Source organism: Amycolatopsis sp. NBRC 101858 (genome assembly GCF_030269325.1).
Classification (GTDB): Bacteria; Actinomycetota; Actinomycetes; order Mycobacteriales; family Pseudonocardiaceae; genus Amycolatopsis; species Amycolatopsis ponsaeliensis.
The window spans coordinates 308,830-332,011 of the sequence record NZ_BSTD01000008.1 but is presented as its reverse complement, the minus strand read 5'-3'; the positions used below and the strand labels follow the sequence as shown (position 1 = coordinate 332,011).

Sequence of the window (23,182 nt, the reverse complement as noted above, 5' to 3'; positions counted from 1 at the left end):
CGTTCATTGTGCCCGGCGCGTCCGACAATTTACGGCGCGGCCGGTCCGACGTCGGCCTTCGTCAGCGGGACCCGCGTCGCACCGGAGGCGGAGTACTCGTCCGCGCCGACGTCGAAAGCACCCGAACGGGACTGCAGGTCGAAGTCCTTCGCGGCGAACGGGTACGAACCCACGCCCGCGTCGATCGCCGGGCTCCCCGCCGCCAGCCGGTACAGCCCGGCGGCGTCCTTGACCAGCTTCGGATCCACCGAACGGGACGGGATCCCCGCCGAGCCGCCGAAGGTGATGTCGCCTTCGTACTTCACCGTCGACCCGCTGGGCAGCGTCACGAGCGGGCCGGACGTCCCCTGCACGATGTTGTCCGCGACCACGCAGTCCTTCGGTTTGAAGTCGCCGCCGTCGCCGTCGATGACGCTCTTCGAACCCAGCACGGTGTTGTAGGCGACGGTCACCCGATCGGGTCGATCATGGAGCTTGCTCGCCGGGCCGCTGTCGGCTTCGTCGCCGGACCCGAACACGATGGCGCGGTCGCCGGAGTTCGCGACGTAGTTGCCGACGATCTTGTGGTCGTTGCCGTGGAACCGGATGCCCGAACCGAACAGCAGGTTGCCCTCGACGACGCTGCGATTGCCGTGCCGCAGCACGATGTAGCCCTTGCTGTCGCGGATCGTGTTGTACCGCACCACGTTGTCGGACGACTTGACCGAGATCGCCTCGCTGTCGCCGTCGGCCTTCTCGAAGAGGTTGTTCTCGATCAGCGCGTTCGCGGAGTACGACTGGCGGTCGCTCAGCCCGAGCCGGATCGACTCGCCGCCGTTGGAACCCGCGAACTGGTGGTTGAAGAAGTAGTTGTGGTGCACGTGGACGCGCTTCGCCATGGCCCCGGACGGCCCGAGGATCTGCAGGAACACGCCCTGGCTCGTGCGGTTCTGGAAGACGTTGCGGTCGACGACCGTGTCGTCACCGCTGACCGTCACCCAGTTCCCGTCGCCGGTGAGCTGGAAGTCGTTGCGCGTCAGGCGGTTGTGCGACGCCCCGGCGGGGATGCTCAGGGACGCGCCGCCCCGGAACTTGAAGCCCCGCAGGACCACGTTCGAGACGCCGCTCGCGAAGGCGAAGGTCTTCGAGCCGGTGATCGTGGCCTTGCCGGTGTGCTCCGCGGCGACGGTCACGGGCGCGGCATCGGTGCCGGACCGCTTGATCGAGAGCGTCGAGCCCGCCGAGTACGAGCCGTCGGCCAGGACGATCGTGTCGCCCGGGTTCGCCTTGTCCAGCGCGGACTGCAGCGCCGGCAGCGAGGTGACGCGCACCTGCGCCGCCGACGCGGACGGCCCGGGAACGACGACGAGCGCCGCCACGATCAAGGGAACGAAGAACAGACGCATCCGCCAGACCTCTCAGTGAGTGCGAGCGCGGCGGATGATCATCACGCTACTGAGCGGCAGGCGGAATCGTCAACGGAGGTTCCCGGTGATCAGGACTCCGTGGCGTCCTTCTTCTCGGCTTCGAGCTCGGCCGACAGCGAGCGCCAAGCCGTCTCGGCGGCCTTCTGCTCGGCTTCCTTCTTCGTCGACCCGTTGCCGTTGCCCAGCGGGCGGCCGGCGACGAGGACGGTGGCCGTGAACTCCTTGCGGTGGTCCGGACCGGTGTCCTCGACCTTGTACTCGGGCACGCCGAGTCCGGCCGACGCGGTCAGCTCCTGCAGGCTCGTCTTCCAGTCCAGCCCGGCGCCGCGCAGCGGAGCTTCGGCGAGCAGGCCGTCGAAGAGGTGGTGCACGAGCTTGCGCGCGATCTCGATGCCGTGCTCGAGGTAGACGGCACCGATGACCGCTTCCAGGCCGTCGGCGAGGATGCTCGCCTTGTCCCGGCCGCCGGTGAGCTCTTCGCCCTTGCCCAGCAGCAGGTGCGCCCCGAGCCCGCCCTCGCCGAGGCCGCGCGCGACCCGCGCCAGTGCGTGCATGTTGACGACGCTGGCGCGGAGCTTCGCGAGCTGCCCCTCGGGCAGGTCGGGATGCGTGTTGTACAGGTGATCGGTGACGACCAGGCCGAGCACGGCGTCACCGAGGAACTCCAGCCGCTCGTTCGGCGGCAGGCCCCCGTTTTCGTACGCGTACGAACGGTGGGTCAGCGACAGCCCGAGCAGCTCGGGGTCGAGTGTGACCCCGAGCGCTTCGAGCAACGGCGCCGGATCGGCTGGTGGTCCCCCGGGCGTCTTGCCCCCCATGTCGGCTACCCGATCAGGCGGGCTCGACGACCTGGCGACCGTTGTGCTGGCCGCACGACGGGCACGCGATGTGCTGGAGCTTCGGCTGCTTGCAGGCGCGGTTGGAGCAGGGCACCAGCTGCACCGGAGCCGCCTTCCACTGGCTGCGGCGGGAGCGCGTGTTGGATCGCGACATCTTCCGCTTCGGGACGGCCACGAGTAGATCTCCTTAAGACGGTCTGCTCGCGGTGCGAGCGAACTTCCTCCGCAACGAGCTGGGTCGCTCGTCAGGCTTGCTCAGCGGGACCCGGCGCAGGCTTCTCGCCCGCATTCTCGTCGAAGCGCTCGACCAGTGCGGCCCACCGAGGGTCTATCTTCTCATGCCCGTGTCCGGGCTCGAGATCGGCCCACTTGACGCCGCACTCGATGCAGAGCCCGGCGCAGTCCTCGGTGCACAGCGGCGCCAGCGGCAGGGCGAGCACGACGGCGTCGCGCACGATGGGCTCGAGGTCGATCCGGTCGTCGATCAGCCGGGGGATCTCGTCCTCGTCCGTGGTCTCCTCGGTGGCCGAGCCCGGGTAGGCGAACAGCTCCTGGACCTCGACCTCGATCTCCTCGGTCAGCGGGTCGAGGCAGCGCGCGCAGGTGCCCTTCGCGGTCGCCGTGGCGGTGCCGCTGACCAGGACGCCCTCCACGACGGACTCGAGCAGCAGGTCGAGCTTGAGCTCGGAGCCGGCGTCGATCGTGATGACATCGGGGACGCCAAGGGGCGTCTCCACCGGCACGCTGCGCCGGACGGCGCGGCTGAGGCCGGCGTGACGGCCGAGCTCACGGGTGTCGATCACCCAGGGGCTGCGGTCGTCGAGCTGGGGGGTCTTGTTCTCGGACATCCAGATCAGAGTACGCACTGGTCGCCACCCCATTCGAGCTGGCACCCGCGCACGTCATCCGGCCGCTGAGAGGCTGGTCACACCTGATAGTCGTAGAGCGTCGGGCGGCCGCCACTGCTGGGCAGGTTCGCCGGGGACCGCAGGTGGTTGCGGCCCGAGTCGACGGTCCGCAACGTGGTCGCCAGCAGCTCCGAGAACTCCGCGAGCTTCCCGTCGACGTAGGCGTCGCAGTCGCCGCGCTGGCGGTCGGCCTCCGCGTGGGCTTCGTCGACGATGCGGGCCGACTCGGCGTGGGCGGCCTGGACGACCTCCGTCTGCGCCACCAGGCGGCCCTGCTCGGCGCGGCCGTCTTCGATGGCCCGGTCGTAGGCGTCGCGGCCGGCCTGGATCATGCGCTCGGACTCGGCGCGGGACCGGTCGGTGAGGTTCTGGTACTCGGCCTGGCCCGCCGCGACCGTGCGGTCGGCCTGGTCGTGCGCGTCGGCGAGCATCTGCTCGGCGCGGGCGCGCGCGTCGGCCAGGATGCGCTCGGCCTCGTCGGTGGCGTCGGCGATCGCGCGCTCGGCTTCGGCGTTCGCGCCGGCGACCGCCTCCCCCGCCTCCTTGCGGGCGGCGTGGATCAAGTCGTCGCGCTTGTCGAGCACGTCCTGCGCGTCGTCGACCTCCGCCGGCAACGCGTCGCGGACGTCGTCGAGCAGCTCCAGCACGTCGCCGCGGGGCACCACGCAGCTGGACGTCATCGGAACGCCGCGCGCCTCCTCGACGATGGTGACGAGCTCGTCGAGCGCCTCGAAAACCCGGTACACGGCAACTCCAATCCCCTGTCGCTGGGACCAGTCTGCCCGTTTTCCCCGCGGAACCGGTGAACGCCACCGGCACCGGGCGTGTCCCCCTGGAGCACACCCGGTGGCGGGGTCCCCTACTGGGCGGCGAAGCCCGGATCGGTGACCAAGGCGATCATCTGCCGTTCGTCGAAGACCGAGTCCTCCTCGAACGGGGCGAGGCCCGGGCCGGCTGGGAGACCCAGCACCGGCGCGTCGTCCGGGTAGATCTTCCCCACGTCGGTGAAGTCGACCGCGGTCCCGTCCACGCGGTAGTGCACGGCACTGTTGCTGGAGACCACCACCGTGCTGCCGTCGGGCAGCTTCTCGCAGCCGGCCGCCTGGTGCGACCCGCACACCTGCGCCACCGGGATCATGTTCCGCGCGACCGTGAGCTTCCCGCTGAGGCCGAGGTTGAAGGAGTGCCCCTTCCCCTCGTGATCGACGAACGACACCATCGTCGTCAGCTCGTCGGGGTGCAGCTCCCCGCCCATGCTGTAGAAGTTGCCGAGGAGGATCTTGCGCAACCCGGGGAGCACCGCGGGCAACGCTTCCTTCAGGTGGTCCAAGGTCCGCTGCTCGAGCGGGGTCCGGGGCTGCTGCGGCGGCTTCACGATGATCACCGGCGGCAGGTACGTCGGCGGCGGGGTCGCGGCCGGGGGCGGCGGGGCCGACGGCCGCAGCGCCACGATCGCGGCGCCGGCGAGCCCGAGCGTCACGAGCACCGTCGCCACGGTCGCGCGCCGGTTGCGCTGCCGCTTCGCCGCCTTCGTCACGACTTCGTCGGGGTCGAACCCCAGGGGTGGCTCGGCGAGCACCACCTCGCGCAGCCTGGTCTCCAGGTCGGTCATCACGCGCTCCTCTCCGCGGCCGGGTCTTCCAGCCGCGTCAAGGCCGCGCGCAGCGCTTCGAGTCCGCGCGCGGCCTGGCTCCGGACGGTTCCTTCGGAGCAGCGCAGTGCCTTCGCGACGTCGGCGACCGGGAGGTCGGCGCAGTAGCGGAGCACGACGGCGGCGCGCTGCTTCGGCGGAACCTCGGCGAGGGCGCGGAGCAGGTCACCGGAGATGCCGGCGTCGGCCGGATCGGACCGCGGCTCTTCGGGGACGACGCCGTCGCGACGCTCGTTGCGCCGCCAGGGTCGCCGCCGCTCGTCGAGCCAGCAGCGGAGCAGGACCTGTCTCGCGTAGTTGTCGACGGGCCCCGTCCGGGTGACCTTCGGCCAGACCCGGTGGAGCTTGATGAGCGCGACCTGGACCAGGTCTTCGGCCAAGTGCCAGTCGCCGCACAGGAGGAACGCCGTCCGCCGCAGCGGCAGCGCCCGTTCCCTGGCGAACTCCCGGAACTCCGCCTCGTCCCCAGACCGCATCGCGCCTCCTCGTCCGATGTTCCCCCGGTACTCACGGACGGGGAGGCGCGGCGCGTTGCACGCGGGTCAGGAATTCAGGTCGATCCGCTTGAAGGTGACGTAGTGGTCGGGCGTGTAGGCCAGCTCGCCCGCCTTGCCGGAGATCACGCGGTCGTTCGTGCCGACGTTGAAGAGCTTGTAGTAGCCCGACGCACAGGCCGGGAGCACGCCTTCGCGGTTCTCGTAGGTCGTGCTGCTGGTCGCCCCGCCGCGGACGTTGTCGACCACCGTGCGGGCCGCCACCGAGAGCTGGGAGTAGCCGATCTTCGTGAGGCCGGACAGGTCGCCGCAGGCGTGCGTCGTGCCGCCGCCGCTGATGTCGATGACCTTGAAGGTCGCGTAGTGGTCGCCGGTGTAGAAGTACTCGCCGCCCGAGCCGGTCACGATGCGGCGCGTGCCGCGGTTGCTCGAGCCGGGCGTCGGCACCGTGTACTCGTGGTAGTAGCCCGACGCGCAGGACGGGAGGATGCCTTCCCGGTTGTCGAAGACGACGCCGTCGTTCTGCGGGTACGGGAAGGGGCCGCCCTTCTGGATCAGGTTGTACGTCGTCGTCGCCTCGGCGGGCAGGGCCGAGAGCGTCGTGTGGGAGAACCCGGACAGGTTCCCGCACGCGTTCTGGGCGGCGACGGCCGGTGCTGCCGGTGCTGCTGTCACCGCTTCGGCGGCGGTGACCCCCAAGAACAACGCAGATAGCGTGGCCAGAGTCGCAAACAAGACCGCGACCAGGCGTGATCGGTAGTTGGTCATTTTCGGACCGTAACCCGATCGGATGATCGTCAGAAGACAGGAACGTGAACTCCGGCCGTGCGGAACGGAAGTCCCGACGAACGTAGGGGGCCGAACGACGGGAACCGGACGTCCCGGGTTGCGCGCAGTCTCTTGTGGAGCGTCAGGCGCCGAGCTTCGGGAACTTCTCCGAGAGGCGCTCGTAGACCACCGCCGGGACCAGGTGCTCGATGTCGCCGCCGAGCGCCGCGACCTCCTTGACCAGCGAGCTGGACACGAACCCGTACGCCGGGTTGTTCGCCATCAGCAGCGTCTCGACGCCGGTGAGCTCGCGGTTCATCTGCGCCATCTGCAGCTCGTAGTCGAAGTCGCTGACCGAGCGCAGGCCCTTGGCGATCGCCGCGATGTCGTTCTCGCGGCAGTAGTCGACGAGCAGGCCTTCCCACGAGTCGACGCGGATGTTGGGCAGCTTCGAGGTGATCTCGCGCAGCATCTCCAGGCGCTCTTCGATCTCGAAGAGGCCCTTCTTGCTCTTGTTCACCCCCACCGCGACGACGACCTCGTCGAACAGCCCGCTCGCCCGCTCGATGATGTCGAGGTGCCCGTTGGTGGCCGGATCGTAGGAACCGGGACAGACCGCACGCCGCATGGCGCGGACGCTACCGTGCCGCAGGTCGCCGCGCCCCCTGTGCCGCACGTGGCTCACGCCACAGCCGAGTACTCCGCCCAGAAGACCGCCGTGTCGCCGTACTTCTTCGCGCGCGAGGGCTCGAAGCCCGCCGGCCAGCCCGGCTCGCCGTCGCGGGCCGCGCGCTCGACCACGACCAGCGCGCTCTCCCCCAGCCAGCCGCCCGCCGCCAGCGACGCGAGCACCTTGCCGAGCGCGGCCGCGTCCACGGCGTAGGGCGGGTCGGCCAGCACCAGGTCGTACGGCCGGGGCGCGGGCGCCGCGACCACCGCCTCGACCTGCCCGGCGCGGACCGTGCCGCCCAGGCCCAGTGCCGCGACGTTGCCGCGCAGGACGTCGACCGCGCGCCGGTCGGACTCCACGAAGAGCGCGTCCGCCGCGCCGCGGGAGAGCGCCTCGAGACCGAGGGCGCCGGAGCCGGCGTAGAGGTCGAGGACGTGGGCGCCGTCCAGCTCGCCCGCCGTCTCCAGGGCGTTGAACAGGGCCTCCCGCACGCGTTCGGACGTCGGCCGGGTGCCCTTCGGCGGCACCTTCAGCCGCCGCCCGCCCGCCGTCCCGGCCACGATCCTGGTCACCCCCCGATTGTGCGGGGGCGACGCACGGCACGGATGACCGGGACATCGGTGTGCCCGCCGGACCCAACGCGTAGAGTCGTTCTTCGCCCTCGGAGGCGATCCAGAGCTGTCAAGGAGCCATGCGTGTCGGAACCTCGGGTCAGACGGGCCGAGATCGCCATCGAACAAGCCCACGTCGATCGCGTGTACACCCGTCTGGACGAACTGCGTGCCCAAGCCGAGGCGATGCGCACCAAGGGCTACGAGATCGGCCAGGGCGCGCAGCGCGAGGCGATCTTCGAGCAGGCGTCGATGCTGTTCGAGCGCGACATGATGGTCTACCACGCGAACCAGACGCTCCAGACGCTCGACGCCGAGTACGAGGGGCTCGTGTTCGGCCGGCTCGACGACCGTGAGGGCGAACGCACCTACGTCGGCAGGCTCGGCATCCGCGACGCGGAGTTCGACAACCTCGTGACGGACTGGCGGGCGCCGGCCGCGGCCGCGTTCTACCAGGCCACGGCCGAGGAGCCGATGGACGTCGTGCGGCGGCGCGTGATCCGCTGCTCCGGCCAGAACGTCCTCGACGTCGACGACGACGTCCTGATCGCCGACGCCGTGCCCGAGGACATGCAGATCGTCGGCGAAGGCGCGCTCATGGCCGCGCTGGGGCGCTCGCGCGGCGAGAAGATGCGCGACATCGTCGCGACCATCCAGAAGGAGCAGGACGAGGTCATCCGGGCGCCGTGGCGCGGCGTCACCGAGATCACCGGCGGCCCGGGCACCGGCAAGACGGCCGTCGCGCTGCACCGCGCGGCCTACCTGCTCTACCGCTACCGCCGTCAGCTCGGCGGCGCCGGCGTGCTCGTGATCGGGCCGTCCGGGGTGTTCACCAGCTACATCTCGCGCGTCCTCCCCTCGATGGGTGAGACGAACGTCGAACTGCGCGCGCTCGGCGAAGTCCTCGACGGCCTGGAGGCGACCCGGCAGGACGCGGCGCCGCTCGCCGCGATCAAGGGGTCGCTGCGGATGCGCAAGATCCTGCTGCGGGCGCTGCGGGACACCCCGCCGGAGGCGCCCGAGGAGATGCGGATCGTCTACCGCGGCGAAGTCCTCAGGATGAACGCGCGCGAGCTCGAGAAGGTGCGCCGCAAGGCCCACACGCAGGGCGCGCCGCCGAACCGGTCGCGGATCCGGGCGGCGGAGCTGCTGCTCGACGCCTTGGCGGCGAAGGCCGAGGAGTACGCGAAGGCCGACGGCAAGTCGTTCGACCGGGCGGAGCTGATCACCGACCTGGGCGAGCGGATCGACTTCCACCGGTTCCTGGTCGTCTGGTGGCCGGTGCTGTACCCGGCGCAGATCCTGAAGTGGCTGGGCGAGGAGAAGCGGCTGGCGTCGGTCGCGAAGGGCGTGCTGAACCGGCAGGAGATCTCGCTGCTGGCGGCGGACCTCGCGGACCGGTCGCGGGGCTGGTCGATCGCGGACGTGGCGCTGCTCGACGAGCTGCGCGTGCTGATCGGACCGCCGCCGAAGCGCAAGCGCCGTCAGATGATCGAGGTGGAGCCGCAGCGGTCCGGCGGCGCCCCGACCCGGCCCGAGCACTACGACGAGTACTCGCACGTGGTCGTCGACGAGTCGCAGGACCTCTCGCCGATGCAGTGGCGGATGGTCGGCCGGCGCGGGAAGTACGCGAGCTGGACGGTCGTCGGCGACCCGGTGCAGAGCTCGTGGCCGGACCCGGCGGAGGCGGCTTCCGCGCGTGACCAGGCGTTCGGGGTGAAGACGGCCCGGCGGCGGTTCACGCTGCGGACGAACTACCGGAACTCGGCGGAGATCTTCGACCTGGCGGCCAAGGTGGTGGCCGGGCACGCGGAGTCGGGCGAGCTGCCGGTGGCGGTGCGCAAGACGGGCGTCGAGCCGGAGGTCCGCCCGGTGGAGGCGGCGAGCCTGGCCTCGGCGACGCAGGCGGCGGTGAAGGAGCTGCTGGGCGCGGTCGAGGGCACGGTCGGCGTCATCACGGCGATGGACCGGGTGCCGGAGGTCACGGGCTGGGTGTCGGGACAAGCGGACGAGCGGCTCAAGGTCGTCGGCAGCCTGGATTCGAAGGGCCTGGAGTACGACGCGGTGGTGCTCGTGGAGCCGAACGACCTGATCACGGAGTCGACGACCGGGCGCCGGGTGCTGTACGTGGCGCTGACCCGGGCGACGCAGCAGCTGATCGTGCTGGCCTCGAACCCGGACTGGATCCCGGCGGGCTGACTCCGGAGGGTCGGCCCGCGTACCTGAAGAGTCGGCTCGCGTACCTGGACGGTCGGCTCGCGTACCTGGAGAGTCGGCTCGCGTACCCGGAGAGGCGGCGACGGGCGGTACTTACGCTGAAGGGCTCCTTCGAGGGGCGGGAGGCGGGTTCCCGTGCCCTTGAAGGAGCCCTTCAGACCCCCGGTGAAAGAAACGTCTCTCGGACGGAACGCGTCCGAGGGCATGTCTACTGGACAAACGTTGTTCGGTGTCCGCGTGCCGGCGCCGAACAACAACACCGAACAACTCGTCAGGGGCAGGGCGGGCTGTAGTCGATGCCCGGCAGGTTCGCCGACCACTCCGCCGCCGTGATCCCGGGTGCCGCCACCGCGCAGATCTTCGCCGCCGCGCGGGCGGGGTCGGTCTCGGCGAACCGGACCGTGCCGTCCGCGACCGTCGCCACCAGCGTATGGCCGTCCGGCGCGTACTGCACGGCGTAGACCCGGTCGTCCTCCTCGGGCAGCACCGCGTACGGCTCGCGCCGGGCGACGTCCCACAGCCGGACCGTGCGGTCGTAGCTGCCGGACGCCAGCACCCGGCCGTCGCCGCTGAAGGACACCGACATGACGATGTCGGCGTGCCCGGCGAGGACCGCCGACACGCGGGCGGCGGCGGGGTCGGCGACGTCCCACAGGCGGATCACGCGGTCGGCGCCGGCCGTCGCCAGCGTCCGGCCGTCGGGGCTGAACGCGACCGAGAAGATCGTGTCGGTGTGCCCTTCGAGCTTCGAGAGCGGCCGGGGAGCCCGCGGCGCCGAGACGTCCCACAGCCGCGCCGTGTGGTCCCAGCCCGCGGTCGCCAGTGTCCGGCCGTCCGGGCTGAAGGCGAGCGTGTGGACGTCGTCGTCGTGGCCCGTCAGCGTGGCGATCTCCACCGGGTGCAGGCGGTCGGCGAGGTCCCAGAGCCGGGCCGTGTGGCCCTGGCCCGCGGTGGCGAGCAGCCGGCCGTCCGGGCTGAACGCGACGGCGTCGATGTCGTCTTGCGGGCGCGAGAACACCACCGGCGGCCCGGGGTGGACGGGGTCGGTGATGTCCCGCAGCGTCATCGTGTGGTCCCAGCTGCCGGCGGCCAGCGTCCGGCCGTCCGGGCTGATCGCGACGCCGCAGACCGCGTTGCCGAAGCCGCCGATGGTGGCGACGGTCCGGGGCGCGGCCGGGTCGGCGAAGTCGTGCAGCCGCACCGCCTTGTCGTAGCCGCCGGTGGCGAGGACGCCGCGGCCGAACGCGGCGTGGCACGCCTGCGCCGTGTGGGCCGGCATCGCCGGGCCGGGCAGGTCCCACAGCCGGGCGGTCTGGTCGTCGCTGGCGGTGGCGAGGCTGCGGCCGTCGCGGGTGAACACCGCGGAGCCGATCGCGCCGGTGTGCCCGGGCAGCGCCGACACCTCGCGCGGCTGCCGCGGGTCGGCGACGTCCCACAACCGCGCCGTGCGGTCGAATCCGGTGGTGGCCAGGGTGTGCCCGTCGGGGGCGAACGCGACCGACCGCACGATCGCCTTGTGCGCGCCGAGCGAGGACAGCTGCCGGGGCACCGCGGGATCGGTGACGTCCCACAGGCGCGCGGTCTCGTCGGCGCTCGCGGTGGCGAGCGTCCGCCCGTCACGGCTGAAGGCGACCGAGTGGACGACGTCGGTGTGCCCGGTCGCGACACCCAGTGGACGCCGCGAGGCGACGTCCCAGACGCGCGCGGTCTGGTCGGCCGACGCGGACGCGAGCAGCCGCCCGTCGGCGCTGAAGGCGACGTTGTTGACGTACGACGTGTGCCCGGTCAGCTCCCCCAACGGCCGCGCGTGGGCCGGGTCCGTGGTGTCGTACAGCCGGAGCACGCCGGTGCCGTCGCCGGTCGCGAGCAGCGGTCCCACCGGGCTGAACGCGACCGCGTAGGCCTTGCCCTCGTGCTGTTCGACGATCACCCCGGGCCCCGGCCGCGCCGGGTCGCCGACGTCCCAGACCCGGACGGTGCCGTCGAACCCGGCGGTCGCGACGGTCCGGCCGTCGGCGCTGAAGGCGACGTTGTTGACGTTGCCGGTGTGCCCGGCGAGGACGCCGAGCGGCACCGGGTGGTGTGGGTCGTGGACGTCCCACAGGCGCGCCGTGCCGTCCCAGCTGGCCGTCGCGAGGACCTGCCCGTCCGGGCGGAGGGCGACGGTGTTGACCCGGCCGGTGTGCCCGGTGACGCGGGTCGAGTACGGCGTCGCGAACATGCCGAGCACGCTGCTGCGCGCGTCGGCGCTCGGGTCGAGGCGGTACGCGGCGAGCGCGAGCTGCGCGGCCAGCGCGGGGTTGGTGGCGCGCATGGCCAGCGCCTGGCCGGCGACCTTCTGCGCGAGCGCGCTGTTGCGCTGTTCGGTGGCCGTGCTCTCGGCGCGCACGGCGTACGCGGTGGCCGCGACGGCGACGACCAGCAGCACGGCGAGCAGCGCGACGAGTTGCCGCAGCCGCCGCGTGCGACGGCGGTCGCGCTCCTGCTCGGCGTGCTCGACGGCGAGGCTGGCGTCGAGGAAACGCCGTTCCCGCTGGGAAAGCGCGGTGTCCTGGCGCGCCGCCCACTCCCGCGCGATGGCCAGCCGGGTGCCGCGGTAGAGCCAGCCGGGGTCCTCCTCGACCGACTCCCACGCGTCGGTCGCGTCGGTGAGCTGCCGGTGAACGCGCAGGCCTTCGCGGTCCTGGGTCAGCCACTCGCGCAGCCGCGGCCAGCCGCGGATGAGGGCCTCGTGGGTGATCTCGATGCCGGTGTCGTCGAGGGTGACCAAGCGCGCCGAAGCCAGCTCGCCGAGCACGACGGCGGTGTCCTCGTCGTCGGTGTCGAGCTCGGCCCGGCTGATCCGGCGCTTGGTGTCTTCGGTGCCTTCGCCGAGCGCGGTCATCCGCAGGAAGATCTGCCGCGCCAGCCGCTGCTGGCGCGCCGAGAGCGTCGCGAAGGTGCCTTCCGACGTCTGCGCGACCGACCGCTCGATGCCGCCGGTGGACTCGTAGCCGGTCAGGGTGAGCGTGGTGCCGCGGCGCCGCCGCCACGTTTCCAGGAGCGCGTGCGAGAGCAGCGGCAGCACGCCGGGCCGGCCGGTGGCGTCCGCGACGAGCCGCGAGACCAAGGCGTTCTCGACGCGGTACCCGGCGTCGATCGCCGGCCGCGAGATCGCCTGCCGGAGCTCTTCGGTGGTCATCGGGCCGACGAGGACCTGGGCGTCCTGCATGGCTTCGGCGAGGTCCGCGTGCCGCGCGCAGTGCGTGTAGAAGTCGGTGCGGATGCCGAGGACGACCCGGGTCCGGCTGCCGGGCTCGGTGGTCGCGGTGACGAGCGCACCGAGGAACCGGGCTCGCTCCTGGTCGTCTTGGCAGAGGGTGAAGACCTCTTCGAACTGGTCGACGACCACCACGACGTCGGTGTCATCGACGTCAGCGAGCTGCCGGGCCGCGAGCCCGAGGTTGCGCGGGTGGGCGGCGAAGTCGTCGAGCAGCGCGCCGGGCGCGAGGCCGAGCGCGGCGGCGAACTTGACGGCGCACTCCTGCAGCGGCCGGGCGCCCGGGGTGAGCAGCACGACCGGGTCCTTCACCGACGGCAGCAGGCCGGCGCGCAGCAGCGAGGACTTCCCCGAACCGGACGCGCCGAGGACGGCGAGAAAACGTTGTCTCGAAAGCCGGCCGACGAGCTTTTCGACCAGTCGTTCCCGGCCGAAGAATCGGCTCGCGTCGGCGGGCCCGAATGCGCCGAGGCCGACGTACGGCGGCTTTTCCCCGGTTTCCGGCTCGGGCGGTGAATCATCACCCTCGCGGCGTGCGCTTCCGGCGACGGCGTGCCAGCGCTCTTCCCATTCACCGGGCACCCCGCCACAAGCCCGGACGTAGGCCGAAGTGACCGCCAGGCTGGGGAGTTTCCGCCCGCCGGCGGCCTCCGAAAGCGTCCCGGCCGAGTAGTGCGCGCGCCGGCCGAGCTCGCGGTACGTCGGATTCCCGGCGCTCTCCCGCAAACGCCGGAGATCGGCGGCGAATTCGGTCAGCGGATCGTCGCCGGGATCCAAGGGTCGCTCCGGACGCGGCACCCGTCCTCCCTTTGTCCGCCGGTTTGTCCCCAACCGTATCGGGTGCCGCGCCGCGTCACTGTTCGTTCGGCGAAACCAGCCGCCGGTGGACGGCTCCCGCGTCGACACCGAGCTCCGCGAGCAGGTCGGCGGCCGGATCCGGCGGAGTCACCTTCAGCAGCGCGCGCAGCAGTTCGGCCGGCTCCCGCGGCTTCCCGCGGATCGCCTCGTTGACGACCGCGCGGGCGTTCGACGTCAGCGCGCCCGGAGTCAGGCGCCCCCGCTTCACCGGAACCTCCGCCGGCCGCAGCCCTTCCACTTCGATGCCGAGCGCTGCCAGCGCCGCGCGGTCGAGGCGGTCGAGGGCCGCGCGGGCCTCCTCGACGTTCGTGCCGAGGGCCCGCGCGCTGTCCGAGTCGTGGAGGAGGCCGAGCAGCAGGTGCTCGGTGCCGAGGCGCCGGTCGCCGCGGCGGCGGGACTCCTCCAGGGCTGCCGTCACCACGACGGCGAACGGGCTCTTCGCGATCAGCCGGTCGAGCACCACGGCCTCACTTCCCGTACTTCGCGTGCACGGACTGGCGGGCGACGCCGAGCGCGTCCCCGATCTGCTCCCACGACCAGCCGCGCTCCCTCGCGTGCGCGACGGCGGCCGCCTCGACCTGCTCGGCGAGCCGGTGCAGCGCGCCGACCGCCCGCAGCGCGACCGCGGGGTCGGTTTCCGAGATCCGCCCGGAAAGCTCTTCCGCTTCCATGGTGTGTCAGTCTAGCCTGACATCCGTTCGTCAGTCCAAACTGACACGAGGAGGACGTCATGGATGTCGCGGTGATCGGGGCGGGCCCGGTGGGCCTGATGCTGGCGGCGGAGCTGCGGCTCGGCGGGGCCGAGGTGGTGGTCCTGGACCGGCGGGCTGCGCCGGACGAACGGCCGCGGGCGAACGGGCTCGGCGGCCGGATCGTCGAGCAGCTCGACCACCGAGGGCTGCTCGATCGCTTCCGGGCCGAGGCGGGCTTCGCCGGTCCGTTCCCCGGGTTCCCGTTCGGGCCGGTGCCCCTGAACTTCGCCGGGCTGGACTCGCCGATGCGCGGGCTCATGCTGCAGCAGCCGCGGATGGAGGCCCTGCTGACCGAGCGCGCGCTCGAACTCGGCGCCGAAATCCGGCGCGGGCACGAACTCGCCGACCTCGGCACCGTCCGGGGCGCGGACGGCTCCTACCGGCTGGAGGCGCGGTACGTCGTCGGCTGCGACGGCGCGCACAGCCGCGTCCGCGAGCTGGCCGGGATCGGCTTCCCCGGCACCACCGACGACGAGCTGATGCGCCTCGGCCACTTCCGGGCCGACCTGCCGATGTTCGGCTCGGAGTTGCAGCGCGGCTGGAACCGCCGGCCCGGCGGCCGGGTGCTGGTGACGTCGCTGACGCCCGGCGTCGTGATCGCCGGCGTCCGGGAAGTCGCGCCGGAGCCACCCGGGGAGCCGACGCTCGAAGAGTTCCACGACGCCGTGCGGCGCGTGCTCGGCACCGATCTGCGGCTGGGCGAACCGCTCTGGCTGTCGCGGACGGTCAGCTCCGCCCGGCTCGCCGAGCGCTACCGCGCCGGGAACGTCTTCCTCGCGGGCGACGCGGCGCACGTCTTCCCGGCGGGCGGGTCGTCGCTGAACGTCGGGCTGCTGGACGCGGTCAACCTGGGCTGGAAGCTCGGCGCCGTCGTGCGCGGCGCCGCTCCCGAGAGCCTGCTCGACAGCTACCACGCGGAGCGGCACCCGGTCGCCGCGCGGACGTTGACGCAGACCCGCGTCCAAGCCCTGCTCGATCGTGCCACCGGCGAGGACGGCGACGCGCTGCGGACGCTCTTCGGCGAGCTGGCGGCGCTTCCGCAGGCGACGCGGCACCTGGCCGGGCTGCTGCGGGACGCCGACGAGCTGCCGTACGTCCCCGACCTGCCGCTGACCGTCGGCGGCCGGGCCACCCGCGTGGCCGAGGTCATGCGCGCGGCGCGTCCGGTGCTGTTCGACTTCGCCGGCCGCGCCGACCTGCGGGAAGCCGCCGGCCCGGACGTGAAGATCGTCACGGCGGAGTGCCCGGACGCCCCGGCCGAGGCGCTGTTCGTGCGTCCCGACGGCGTCGTCGCGTGGAAAGGCGGCGATCCGGCGGCGTTGCGGGAAGCAATGACGGCACCGGGGCGTTGACCCCGGTTGTGAGCTCACTGCCTGACGTGCCGCTGTCCGTGCTCGACCTGTCCCCCGTCTCCGAGGGGAACACCGTCGGCGAGACGCTGCGAAACACCCTTGACCTCGCCCGCGCCGCGGAACGGCTGGGCTATCGCCGCTACTGGCTGGCCGAGCACCACAACATGCCCGGCATCGCCAGCTCGGCGACGGTCGTGCTGATCGGCCACGTCGCCGACGCGACCGAGAGCATCCGCGTCGGCTCGGGCGGGATCATGCTGCCCAACCACGCGCCGCTGGTGGTCGCCGAGCAGTTCGGCACCCTGGAGGCGTTCCACCCGGGCCGCATCGACCTCGGCATCGGCCGCGCGCCGGGCACCGACCAGCGGACGGCGCTGGCGCTGCGCGGCCCCGGCGGGCTGTCCGCGGAGAACTTCCCGGAGCACCTGCAGGAGCTGATCGGCTACTTCACCCACTCGGAGGCGCGCGGCGTCAACGCGGTGGTGGCCGAGGGCAACCAGCCGCCGGTGTGGCTGCTGGGCTCAAGCGGCTTCAGCGCGCAGCTGGCCGGGCGGCTCGGGCTGCCGTTCTCCTTCGCGCACCACTTCGCGGCGGAGAACACGATCCCGGCCGTGCAGCTCTACCGCGAGAACTTCCGGCCGGGGGTGCTCGACGAGCCGTACGTGATGCTCGGGGTGTCCGTGGTCGCCGCCGAGACCGACGACCGCGCGCAGTTCCTCGCCGGGCCGTCCGGGCTGACGTTCCTGAGCCTGCGCCGCGGCCGCCCGATCGCGCTGCCGACGCCGGAAGAGGCGGCCGAGTACCCGTACACGGAGATGGACCGCGCGTTCCTGGCCGACCGCTTCGGCTCGAGCATCATCGGCTCGCCGGAGACGGTCCACAAGGGACTCGAGCAGCTGCTGGCCGACACGGGCGCGAACGAGCTGATGGTCACGACGATGGTCCACGGCCACGCGGACCGCGTCCGCTCCTACGAGCTGCTGGCCGGCCTCAAGTCCTGACGTGACCAGCGGGTCGACACGCGTGATCGAAGGGTCGACACGCGTGATTGGACGGACGACACGGCGCGGCTTACCCTGCTGCGGCGTGTCGACCCTCTGATCACGCGTGCCGACCTCCCGATCACGCGTGTCAGCCGTTCGGCGGTGTCGCGCCGGGCGGAAATGCACACGAGTGCGCAGCTCGTAAACACCTCTCACATCCGGGACGGGATTTTTTTCCCATCTTTGACAACAAGATCAGGTCCGTTTGTCAGCCCCGGACAAGAAATGCGCGGTTACCAGCCCGTGACCGCGTGATCCTGCTCAAGTTCTTGTCTCCCAACAAGGCCGTGGTTAACGTACCGACCAGTAGGAACCGGCACGGTGAGCCCCGAGACCGTGAATGGCCGACAATTGTTACCCCGTTCGGACCATTCCCCTTGCTCGACTCGGGTGTATTCGGCGTGCCGTCGAAACCGCTGGGGAGGCACACGAATGGCCGAACGGACGACGACGCCGTCGTTCCCCGGGGCCGCCGCGCTGCGGCAGACCGGACGGCTCTACGGGCTCGGCCTCGACGTCGTCCGGCTGACGTTCCGCCGCCCGTTCCAGCTGCGTGAGCTGATCCAGCAGTTCTGGTTCATCGCGAGCGTCTCGATCCTGCCGACGGCGCTGGTCTCCATCCCGTTCGGCGCGGTGATCGCGCTGCACATCGGGTCGCTGACCACGCAGATCGGCGCGCAGTCCTTCACCGGCGCGGCCAGCGTGCTCGCGATCATCCAGCAGGCCAGCCCGATCGTCACCGCGCTGCTCATCGCCGGGGCCGGCGGCAGCGCGATGTGCGCCGACCTCGGCGCGCGCACCATCCGGGAAGAGATCGACGCCATGGAGGTCCTCGGCGTCTCGCCCGTCCAGCGGCTGATCGTGCCGCGGGTGCTCGCCGCCATGGGCGTCGCGATCTTCCTCAACGGCATGGTGAGCGTCGTCGGCGTGCTCGGCGGCTACTTCTTCAACGTGATCATGCAGCACGGGACGCCGGGGGCGTACCTGGCCAGCTTCTCGGCGCTGGCGCAGCTGCCCGACCTGTGGATCAGCGAGATCAAGGCGGTCATCTTCGGCTTCGTCGCCGGCGTGGTCGCCGCCTACCGGGGCCTGAACCCCAAGGGCGGCCCGAAGGGCGTCGGCGACGCCGTCAACCAGTCCGTGGTCATCACGTTCCTGCTGCTGTTCGTGCTGAACCTGGTGCTCACCACCGTCTACCTGCAACTCGTGCCGCCCAAGGGGAGCTGAACGTGACGACCACGGAAGTCCCCAAGACCGCGCGCGTGCGCGAAGCCGTCGACCGCCGGTTCGGCTTCCTCGACACCCTCGGCGACCAGATCCTGTTCTTCCTCCGCGCCATCGCGTGGACGCCGCGGGCACTGCGCCGCTACCTGCGCGAGGTCGTCCGCCTGCTGGCCGAGGTCAGCTTCGGCAGCGGCGCCCTCGCCGTCATCGGCGGCACGATCGGCGTGATGATCGGGATGACCGTCGCCACCGGCACGGTCGTCGGCCTGCAGGGCTACTCCGCGCTCAACCAGGTCGGCACCTCGGCGTTCGCCGGGTTCGTCTCCGCCTACTTCAACACCCGCGAGATCGCGCCGCTGGTGAGCGGCCTCGCCCTGAGCGCCACCGTCGGCTGCGGCTTCACCGCGCAGCTCGGCGCGATGCGGATCTCCGAGGAGATCGACGCGCTGGAGGTCATGGGCATCCCCAGCGTCCCGTACCTGGTGACGACGCGGGTGATCGCCGGTTTCCTCGCCGTCATCCCGCTCTACGCGATCGGCCTGCTGTCGAGCTACCTCGCGTCGCGGCAGATCACCGTCTGGTTCTTCGGCCAGTCCGCGGGCACCTACGACCACTACTTCCTGCTGTTCCTGCCGCCCGGCGACGTCCTGTGGTCGTTCGGGAAGGTCCTGGTGTTCAGCGTCGTCGTGGTACTGGCCCACTGTTACTACGGCTTCCGCGCGAGTGGCGGCCCGGCCGGCGTCGGTGTCGCGGTCGGCCGCGCGGTGCGCACCGCGATCGTCGCGATCAGCATCATCGACTTCTTCCTGAGCCTGGCGATCTGGGGCGCGACGACCACCGTGCAGGTGGCCGGATGAGACGCGATATCCGCCGCAAGGCCGGGGTCCGCACCGCCGGGGTGCTGTTCCTGGTGGTCATGGGCGTGCTCGTGACGCTCTCGATCAAGGTGTACGACAAGGACTTCGTCAGCACGGTCCCGGTGACGCTCAAGGCGAGCCGGATCGGCAACCAGCTCTCGGCGGGCGGCCAGGTCAAGGCCCGCGGGGTGCTCGTCGGCGAGATCCGCGACGTGCGGGCGACGCCGCAGGGCGCCGAGATCGCGCTCGCGCTGGAGCCGGACAAGGTGGACATGCTGCCGCGCAACGTCTCCGCGCTGCTCGTGCCGAAGACGCTGTTCGGCGAGCGGTACGTCCAGCTGTCCATTCCGGACGGCGCGAAGGACTCCCACCTGGTCGCGGGCGACACGATCGAGCAGGACCGCTCGGCCAACGCGATCGAGCTGGAACGCGTCTTCGACAACCTGCTGCCGCTGCTCAAGGCCGTCCAGCCGCAGAAGCTGGCGACGACGCTGACCGCGGTTTCGACGGCGCTGGAGGGCCGCGGCGAGCAGATCGGCCAGACCCTCTCCACCGCGGCCGACTACCTGAAGGACTTCACCCCGCAGCTGCCGGCCTTCACCAAGGACGTCCAGGACCTCGCTTCGGTTTCCCGGCTGTACGGCGACATCGCGCCCGACCTGCTGGACGCGCTCACCGACTCCGCCGTCACGCTGAACACGGTGCACGACAAGAGCGCCGACCTCGCCACCGTGTACCAGCAGGTGACGGACTCCGCGGGTGAGGTCGAGAACTTCTTGAGCCGCAACAAGAACACCATCATCGCGCTGTCGGCCGACAGCCGCGCCGCCCTCGAGGTCGCGGCCGAGTACTCCCCCAGCTTCCCGTGCACCCTCAAGGCGATGGACGCCCTGCGCGAGCCGGTCGACAAGGCGCTCGGCAAGGGCACGAACCAGCCCGGCATGCACGCCGAGATCACCGTCACCCAGGCCCGCGGCAAGTACGTGCCCGGCAAGGACGACCCGGTGGTCCCGGCGAGCGGCGGCGGCCCGCGCTGCTACCCCAGCGGCGTCGCGCCGACGACCGGCACCGCCGCCGTGGCCCCCGGCGCGCCCCAGCACCCGCTGCTGGTCGGCACCCGTGACGACCTCGGCGTCGCGAACTCGCCGCAGGAACGCGAGCTGCTCGCCACCGTGCTCGCGCCGCAGCTGGGCGTGCCCACCAAGGACGTCGCGGACTGGAGCAGCGTGCTGGTCGGCCCGCTCTACCGCGGCACGGAGGTGACGCTCAAGTGAGGAAGTTCGCCGCCCCGCTGGTCAAGAGCCTGATCTTCATCCTGGTCACCACCGCCGCGACCGTGCTCTTGGCGATCTCCATCGCCGGCACCGGCGTCGGCCGGACCGACCTCTACGGCGCCACGTTCACCGACGCGACCTCGCTGAACGTCGGGGACGACGTCCGGATCTCCGGGGTCCGCGTCGGGCAGGTCGAGGAGCTCGAGATCGCCGACCACAGCCTGGCGCACATCCGGTTCTCCCTCGACGAAGGCCGGCAGCTGCCCGCCGACGTCGGCGCGGTCATCAAGTACCGCAACATGGTCGGCCAGCGCTACATCGCGCTCGAGCGTGGTGCCGGCGGCCGGGGCACCCTCCCGGTCGGCGGCGAGATCCCGCTGAACCGCACCACACCCGCGCTCGACCTGACCGACCTGTTCAACGGCTTCAAGCCGCTGTTCCAGGCGCTCTCCCCCACCGACGTCAACCAGCTCTCCGGCGAGATCGTGCAGGTGCTGCAGGGCGAAGGCGGCACGGTCGAGGAGCTGCTCGCGCACACCGGCTCGCTGACCTCGACGCTCGCCAGCCGCGACCAGCTCATCGGCGAGGTGATCACCAACCTCAACCACGTGCTCGGCACGGTGAACAGCAAGGGAACCGCGCTGACGACGTTGATTTCGACCCTGCGGGAGCTCGTTTCCGGCCTGGCCTCGGACCGGGCCGTCATCGGTGACGCGATCGGCGGCCTCGGTGACCTGTCCACGGCCACCGCGGGCCTGCTCGGCGACGTGCGGACCCCGTTGAAGGACAGCGTCACCGGGCTCGACCGCGTCACGAAGAACCTGGCGGACGAGGACACCCTGCCCGGTCTCGAGCAGACGCTCAGCACGCTGCCGGAAAAGCTGAACGGGCTGGGCCGGATCAGCTCCTACGGCTCGTGGATGAACTTCTACCTGTGCAGCGCCACCCTGCAGACCACGCCCCCGCGCGGGACGCCGGTCACGGCGGAGAGGTGCGGCGCGTGAAGTCCTTCAAGGAACGCAATCCGCTCGGCCTCGGCATCGCCGGGAGCGTCGTGCTGGCCGCGCTGCTGACCGTGACGTTCAACTACGACAACCTGCCGATCGTCGGCGGCGGCACCACCTACCACGCCGAGTTCTCCGAGGCGGCCGGGCTGCAGGCCGACGACGAGGTCCGCGTCGCCGGCATCAAGGTCGGCGAGGTCCGCGACGTCGAGCTGGCCGACGACCACGTGCTCGTCACCTTCCGCGTGAAGGACGCGTGGGTCGGCGACCGGACGTCGGTGGAGATCCGGATCAAGACGTTGCTGGGCCGCAAGTTCCTCGCGCTCAAGCCGACCGGCGACGGCGTGCAGGACCCGGACCAGGCGATCCCGCGGAGCCGGACGGTCACGCCGTACGACGTCACCGAGGCGTTCAACGGCCTCGCGAACACCGCCGGCCAGATCGACACCGAGCAGCTCGCCGACAGCTTCACCGCGATCAGCGACACGTTCCGGAACGCCCCGGCGCACGTCCGCACCGCGCTGGACGGGTTGTCCGCCCTCTCGAAGACGGTGTCCTCGCGCGACGACCAGCTCGCCGGCCTGCTGGCCAACGCCAAGAAGATCACCACGACGCTGGCGAACTCGAACGAGGACTTCGAGCAGCTGCTCTCCGACGGCAACCTGCTGCTCGGCGAGCTCGACCGGCGCCGCCAGGCCATCCACGACCTGCTGACCGGCGCGCAGGCGCTGGCCACCCAGCTCTCCGGCCTGGTCAAGGACAACACCGACGCGCTCAAGCCGGCGTTGAGCCAGCTGAACACCGTGACCGACCTGCTGACGCGGCAGAACGACAACCTGGCCAAGAGCCTCGCCGCCGCCGGGCCGTACTTCCGGCTGGCGAACAACGCCCTCGGCAACGGCCGCTGGCTCGACTCCTACCTCTGCGGCCTGCTGCCCGAAAACCGCGACCCGTGTGTGCCGCCGAAGCAGTCGGGAGCCCCGAAGTGAACGCGACCCGCACCTACCGGTTCCTCGCCGCGGCGGTCGTCACGGCGCTGGTCGTCGTGCCCGGGCTGTGGTGGATCTTCTCCGGCACCGGGCTCGATCGCGCGACCGTGCTCTTCTCCCGCGCGGTCGGTGTCTACAGCGGCTCCGACGTCCGGCTCCTCGGCGTCCGGATCGGCCAGGTCGAGTCGGTGACCCCGCGCGGCGAGCAGGTCGAGGTGACGCTGACCTACGACGGTTCCGCGCCGATCGCGGCCGACACCGACGTCGTCGTCATCGCGCCGAGCGTGGTCGCCGACCGGTACGTCCAGTTCTCCAAGCCCGCGCGCGGCGGGCCGCGGCTCGTCGACAACGCCACCATCGGCGTCGACCGCAGCGCGACCCCGGTCGAGCTGGACCAGCTCTACGCCAGCCTCGACTCGCTCACCAAGGCGCTCGGGCCGGACGGCGCGAACAAGAACGGCGCGCTGTCGGACCTGCTGAAGACCGGCGCCCGCAACCTGCAGGGCAACGGGACCGCGTTCAACGACTCCGTCAAGCAGCTCTCGGAGCTGGCGCGGACCCTGGCCGGCAACTCCGGCGACCTGTTCACCACCGTGCGGGAGCTGCAGCAGTTCACCAGCATGCTGGCCGCCAACGACAACCAGGTCACCCAGGTCAACCAGCAGCTCGCCGCGGTGTCGGGCACGCTGTCGGCCAACCGCGACGAGCTCGCCACGGCACTGCGCTCGCTCGGCAGCGCGCTCGCCGACATCCAGGGGTTCATCAAGGACAACCGCGCGCTGATCAAGTCCAATGTGGACAAGCTGGCGGTGACCACGCAGACCCTCGTCGACCAGCGCGCGTCGCTGGCCGAGACCCTGGAGACGGCTCCGCTGGCCGCGACCAACCTGCTCCAGACGGTCGACCCCGCCACCGGTGCCCTGCAGAGCCGCACCGACCTGCTCGACTACCTGCCGCTGCCGGTGACCGGATCCGTCTACACGAACGAGGCGGGCGGCAGATGAAA

22 protein-coding genes are annotated in these 23,182 nt (G+C 71.5%); 9 read left to right on the top strand and 13 right to left on the bottom strand.

The genetic code is table 11. The features are described from left to right. Window positions 1-29 precede the first annotated feature (29 nt). From QSK39_RS48635 to rsmD, 10 genes are all read right to left on the bottom strand, one after another. Complete coding sequence (locus QSK39_RS48635; RefSeq protein WP_285484646.1) at window positions 30-1,385, bottom strand: polysaccharide lyase 6 family protein; 1,356 nt, start codon at window positions 1,383-1,385, stop codon at window positions 30-32. 89 nt (window positions 1,386-1,474) lie between these two features. After that, window positions 1,475-2,224: a ribonuclease III gene (gene rnc / locus QSK39_RS48630; RefSeq protein WP_285484645.1), complete on the bottom strand. Its 750-nt coding sequence runs from the start codon at window positions 2,222-2,224 to the stop codon at window positions 1,475-1,477. 13 nt (window positions 2,225-2,237) lie between these two features. Then, on the bottom strand, window positions 2,238-2,420 hold the full coding sequence (gene rpmF, locus QSK39_RS48625; RefSeq protein ID WP_013223689.1) for a 50S ribosomal protein L32: 183 nt from the start codon (window positions 2,418-2,420) through the stop codon (window positions 2,238-2,240). A gap of 70 nt (window positions 2,421-2,490) precedes the next feature. Beyond that, window positions 2,491-3,093, bottom strand: a complete 603-nt coding sequence (locus QSK39_RS48620; protein ID WP_285484644.1) for a YceD family protein — start codon at window positions 3,091-3,093, stop codon at window positions 2,491-2,493. A 77-nt stretch (window positions 3,094-3,170) separates the two neighbouring features. Then, a complete protein-coding gene (locus QSK39_RS48615; protein ID WP_285484643.1) occupies window positions 3,171-3,899 on the bottom strand; it encodes a DivIVA domain-containing protein in 729 nt (242 codons plus the stop codon). 113 nt (window positions 3,900-4,012) lie between these two features. Then, entirely contained in the window at window positions 4,013-4,765 is a 753-nt protein-coding gene (locus QSK39_RS48610; protein WP_285484642.1) for a hypothetical protein, read from the bottom strand. After that, window positions 4,765-5,280 carry a SigE family RNA polymerase sigma factor gene (locus tag QSK39_RS48605; RefSeq protein WP_285484641.1) on the bottom strand — a complete coding sequence of 172 codons (516 nt, stop codon included), beginning with the start codon at window positions 5,278-5,280 and terminating at the stop codon, window positions 4,765-4,767. The genes QSK39_RS48610 and QSK39_RS48605 overlap by 1 nt, the downstream gene beginning before the upstream one ends. A gap of 66 nt (window positions 5,281-5,346) precedes the next feature. Beyond that, window positions 5,347-6,066, bottom strand: a complete 720-nt coding sequence (locus tag QSK39_RS48600; protein ID WP_285484640.1) for a ribonuclease domain-containing protein — start codon at window positions 6,064-6,066, stop codon at window positions 5,347-5,349. Window positions 6,067-6,208: 142 nt separating this feature from the next. Beyond that, a complete protein-coding gene (coaD, locus tag QSK39_RS48595) occupies window positions 6,209-6,694 on the bottom strand; it encodes a pantetheine-phosphate adenylyltransferase (protein ID WP_285484639.1) in 486 nt (161 codons plus the stop codon). A gap of 53 nt (window positions 6,695-6,747) precedes the next feature. Then, window positions 6,748-7,308, bottom strand: a complete 561-nt coding sequence (rsmD, locus tag QSK39_RS48590; protein ID WP_285484638.1) for a 16S rRNA (guanine(966)-N(2))-methyltransferase RsmD — start codon at window positions 7,306-7,308, stop codon at window positions 6,748-6,750. Window positions 7,309-7,431: 123 nt separating this feature from the next. Between rsmD and QSK39_RS48585 the strand changes: the two genes are divergently transcribed. Beyond that, entirely contained in the window at window positions 7,432-9,546 is a 2,115-nt protein-coding gene (locus tag QSK39_RS48585; protein ID WP_285484637.1) for a HelD family protein, read from the top strand. 289 nt (window positions 9,547-9,835) lie between these two features. On the opposite strand, the gene QSK39_RS48580 is transcribed toward QSK39_RS48585, so the two are convergent. The 3 genes from QSK39_RS48580 to QSK39_RS48570 are packed head-to-tail and all read right to left on the bottom strand — an operon-like array spanning window position 9,836 to window position 14,352. Further along, complete coding sequence (locus QSK39_RS48580) at window positions 9,836-13,621, bottom strand: nSTAND1 domain-containing NTPase (RefSeq protein WP_502873379.1); 3,786 nt, start codon at window positions 13,619-13,621, stop codon at window positions 9,836-9,838. 55 nt (window positions 13,622-13,676) lie between these two features. Further along, on the bottom strand, window positions 13,677-14,144 hold the full coding sequence (locus tag QSK39_RS48575; RefSeq protein WP_285484636.1) for a Clp protease N-terminal domain-containing protein: 468 nt from the start codon (window positions 14,142-14,144) through the stop codon (window positions 13,677-13,679). A gap of 4 nt (window positions 14,145-14,148) precedes the next feature. Continuing rightward, window positions 14,149-14,352 (bottom strand): helix-turn-helix domain-containing protein, encoded by a 204-nt coding sequence (locus tag QSK39_RS48570; RefSeq protein ID WP_155545168.1) that lies wholly within the window; start codon window positions 14,350-14,352, stop codon window positions 14,149-14,151. A gap of 59 nt (window positions 14,353-14,411) precedes the next feature. Here QSK39_RS48570 and QSK39_RS48565 point away from each other — a divergent pair, with 59 nt between their 5' ends. The 8 genes from QSK39_RS48565 to QSK39_RS48530 all read left to right on the top strand — a co-directional run bounded on the left by QSK39_RS48565 (window position 14,412) and on the right by QSK39_RS48530 (window position 23,180). Further along, window positions 14,412-15,785: an FAD-dependent monooxygenase gene (locus QSK39_RS48565; RefSeq protein ID WP_285484635.1), complete on the top strand. Its 1,374-nt coding sequence runs from the start codon at window positions 14,412-14,414 to the stop codon at window positions 15,783-15,785. 8 nt (window positions 15,786-15,793) lie between these two features. Then, window positions 15,794-16,786: an LLM class flavin-dependent oxidoreductase gene (locus tag QSK39_RS48560; protein WP_285484634.1), complete on the top strand. Its 993-nt coding sequence runs from the start codon at window positions 15,794-15,796 to the stop codon at window positions 16,784-16,786. A 474-nt stretch (window positions 16,787-17,260) separates the two neighbouring features. Continuing rightward, entirely contained in the window at window positions 17,261-18,055 is a 795-nt protein-coding gene (locus QSK39_RS48555; protein WP_285484633.1) for an MlaE family ABC transporter permease, read from the top strand. 2 nt (window positions 18,056-18,057) lie between these two features. After that, window positions 18,058-18,909, top strand: a complete 852-nt coding sequence (locus QSK39_RS48550) for an MlaE family ABC transporter permease (protein ID WP_285484632.1) — start codon at window positions 18,058-18,060, stop codon at window positions 18,907-18,909. After that, the gene (locus QSK39_RS48545) at window positions 18,906-20,183 is read left to right on the top strand and encodes an MCE family protein (protein ID WP_285484631.1); all 1,278 of its coding nucleotides are present in this window, start codon (window positions 18,906-18,908) and stop codon (window positions 20,181-20,183) included. The genes QSK39_RS48550 and QSK39_RS48545 overlap by 4 nt, the downstream gene beginning before the upstream one ends. After that, window positions 20,180-21,187, top strand: a complete 1,008-nt coding sequence (locus QSK39_RS48540) for an MCE family protein (RefSeq protein WP_285484630.1) — start codon at window positions 20,180-20,182, stop codon at window positions 21,185-21,187. Before QSK39_RS48545 ends, QSK39_RS48540 begins: the two co-directional genes overlap by 4 nt. Further along, a complete protein-coding gene (locus tag QSK39_RS48535; RefSeq protein WP_285484629.1) occupies window positions 21,184-22,176 on the top strand; it encodes an MCE family protein in 993 nt (330 codons plus the stop codon). Before QSK39_RS48540 ends, QSK39_RS48535 begins: the two co-directional genes overlap by 4 nt. Beyond that, window positions 22,173-23,180, top strand: a complete 1,008-nt coding sequence (locus QSK39_RS48530; RefSeq protein ID WP_285484628.1) for an MCE family protein — start codon at window positions 22,173-22,175, stop codon at window positions 23,178-23,180. Before QSK39_RS48535 ends, QSK39_RS48530 begins: the two co-directional genes overlap by 4 nt. Window positions 23,181-23,182: the final 2 nt, after the last annotated feature.

Excerpts from the sequence above, each read along its gene's own strand:
- QSK39_RS48565 (WP_285484635.1), top strand. The coding sequence starts at position 14,412 with ATGGATGTCGCGGTGATCGGGGCGGGCCCGGTGGGCCTGATGCTGGCG.
- QSK39_RS48600 (WP_285484640.1), bottom strand. The coding sequence starts at position 6,066 with ATGACCAACTACCGATCACGCCTGGTCGCGGTCTTGTTTGCGACTCTG.
- QSK39_RS48620 (WP_285484644.1), bottom strand. The coding sequence starts at position 3,093 with ATGTCCGAGAACAAGACCCCCCAGCTCGACGACCGCAGCCCCTGGGTG.
- QSK39_RS48610 (WP_285484642.1), bottom strand. The coding sequence starts at position 4,765 with ATGACCGACCTGGAGACCAGGCTGCGCGAGGTGGTGCTCGCCGAGCCA.
- rnc (WP_285484645.1), bottom strand. The coding sequence starts at position 2,224 with ATGGGGGGCAAGACGCCCGGGGGACCACCAGCCGATCCGGCGCCGTTG.
- QSK39_RS48605 (WP_285484641.1), bottom strand. The coding sequence starts at position 5,280 with ATGCGGTCTGGGGACGAGGCGGAGTTCCGGGAGTTCGCCAGGGAACGG.
- coaD (WP_285484639.1), bottom strand. The coding sequence starts at position 6,694 with ATGCGGCGTGCGGTCTGTCCCGGTTCCTACGATCCGGCCACCAACGGG.
- QSK39_RS48555 (WP_285484633.1), top strand. The coding sequence starts at position 17,261 with ATGGCCGAACGGACGACGACGCCGTCGTTCCCCGGGGCCGCCGCGCTG.
- QSK39_RS48545 (WP_285484631.1), top strand. The coding sequence starts at position 18,906 with ATGAGACGCGATATCCGCCGCAAGGCCGGGGTCCGCACCGCCGGGGTG.
- QSK39_RS48570 (WP_155545168.1), bottom strand. The coding sequence starts at position 14,352 with ATGGAAGCGGAAGAGCTTTCCGGGCGGATCTCGGAAACCGACCCCGCG.
- QSK39_RS48635 (WP_285484646.1), bottom strand. The coding sequence starts at position 1,385 with ATGCGTCTGTTCTTCGTTCCCTTGATCGTGGCGGCGCTCGTCGTCGTT.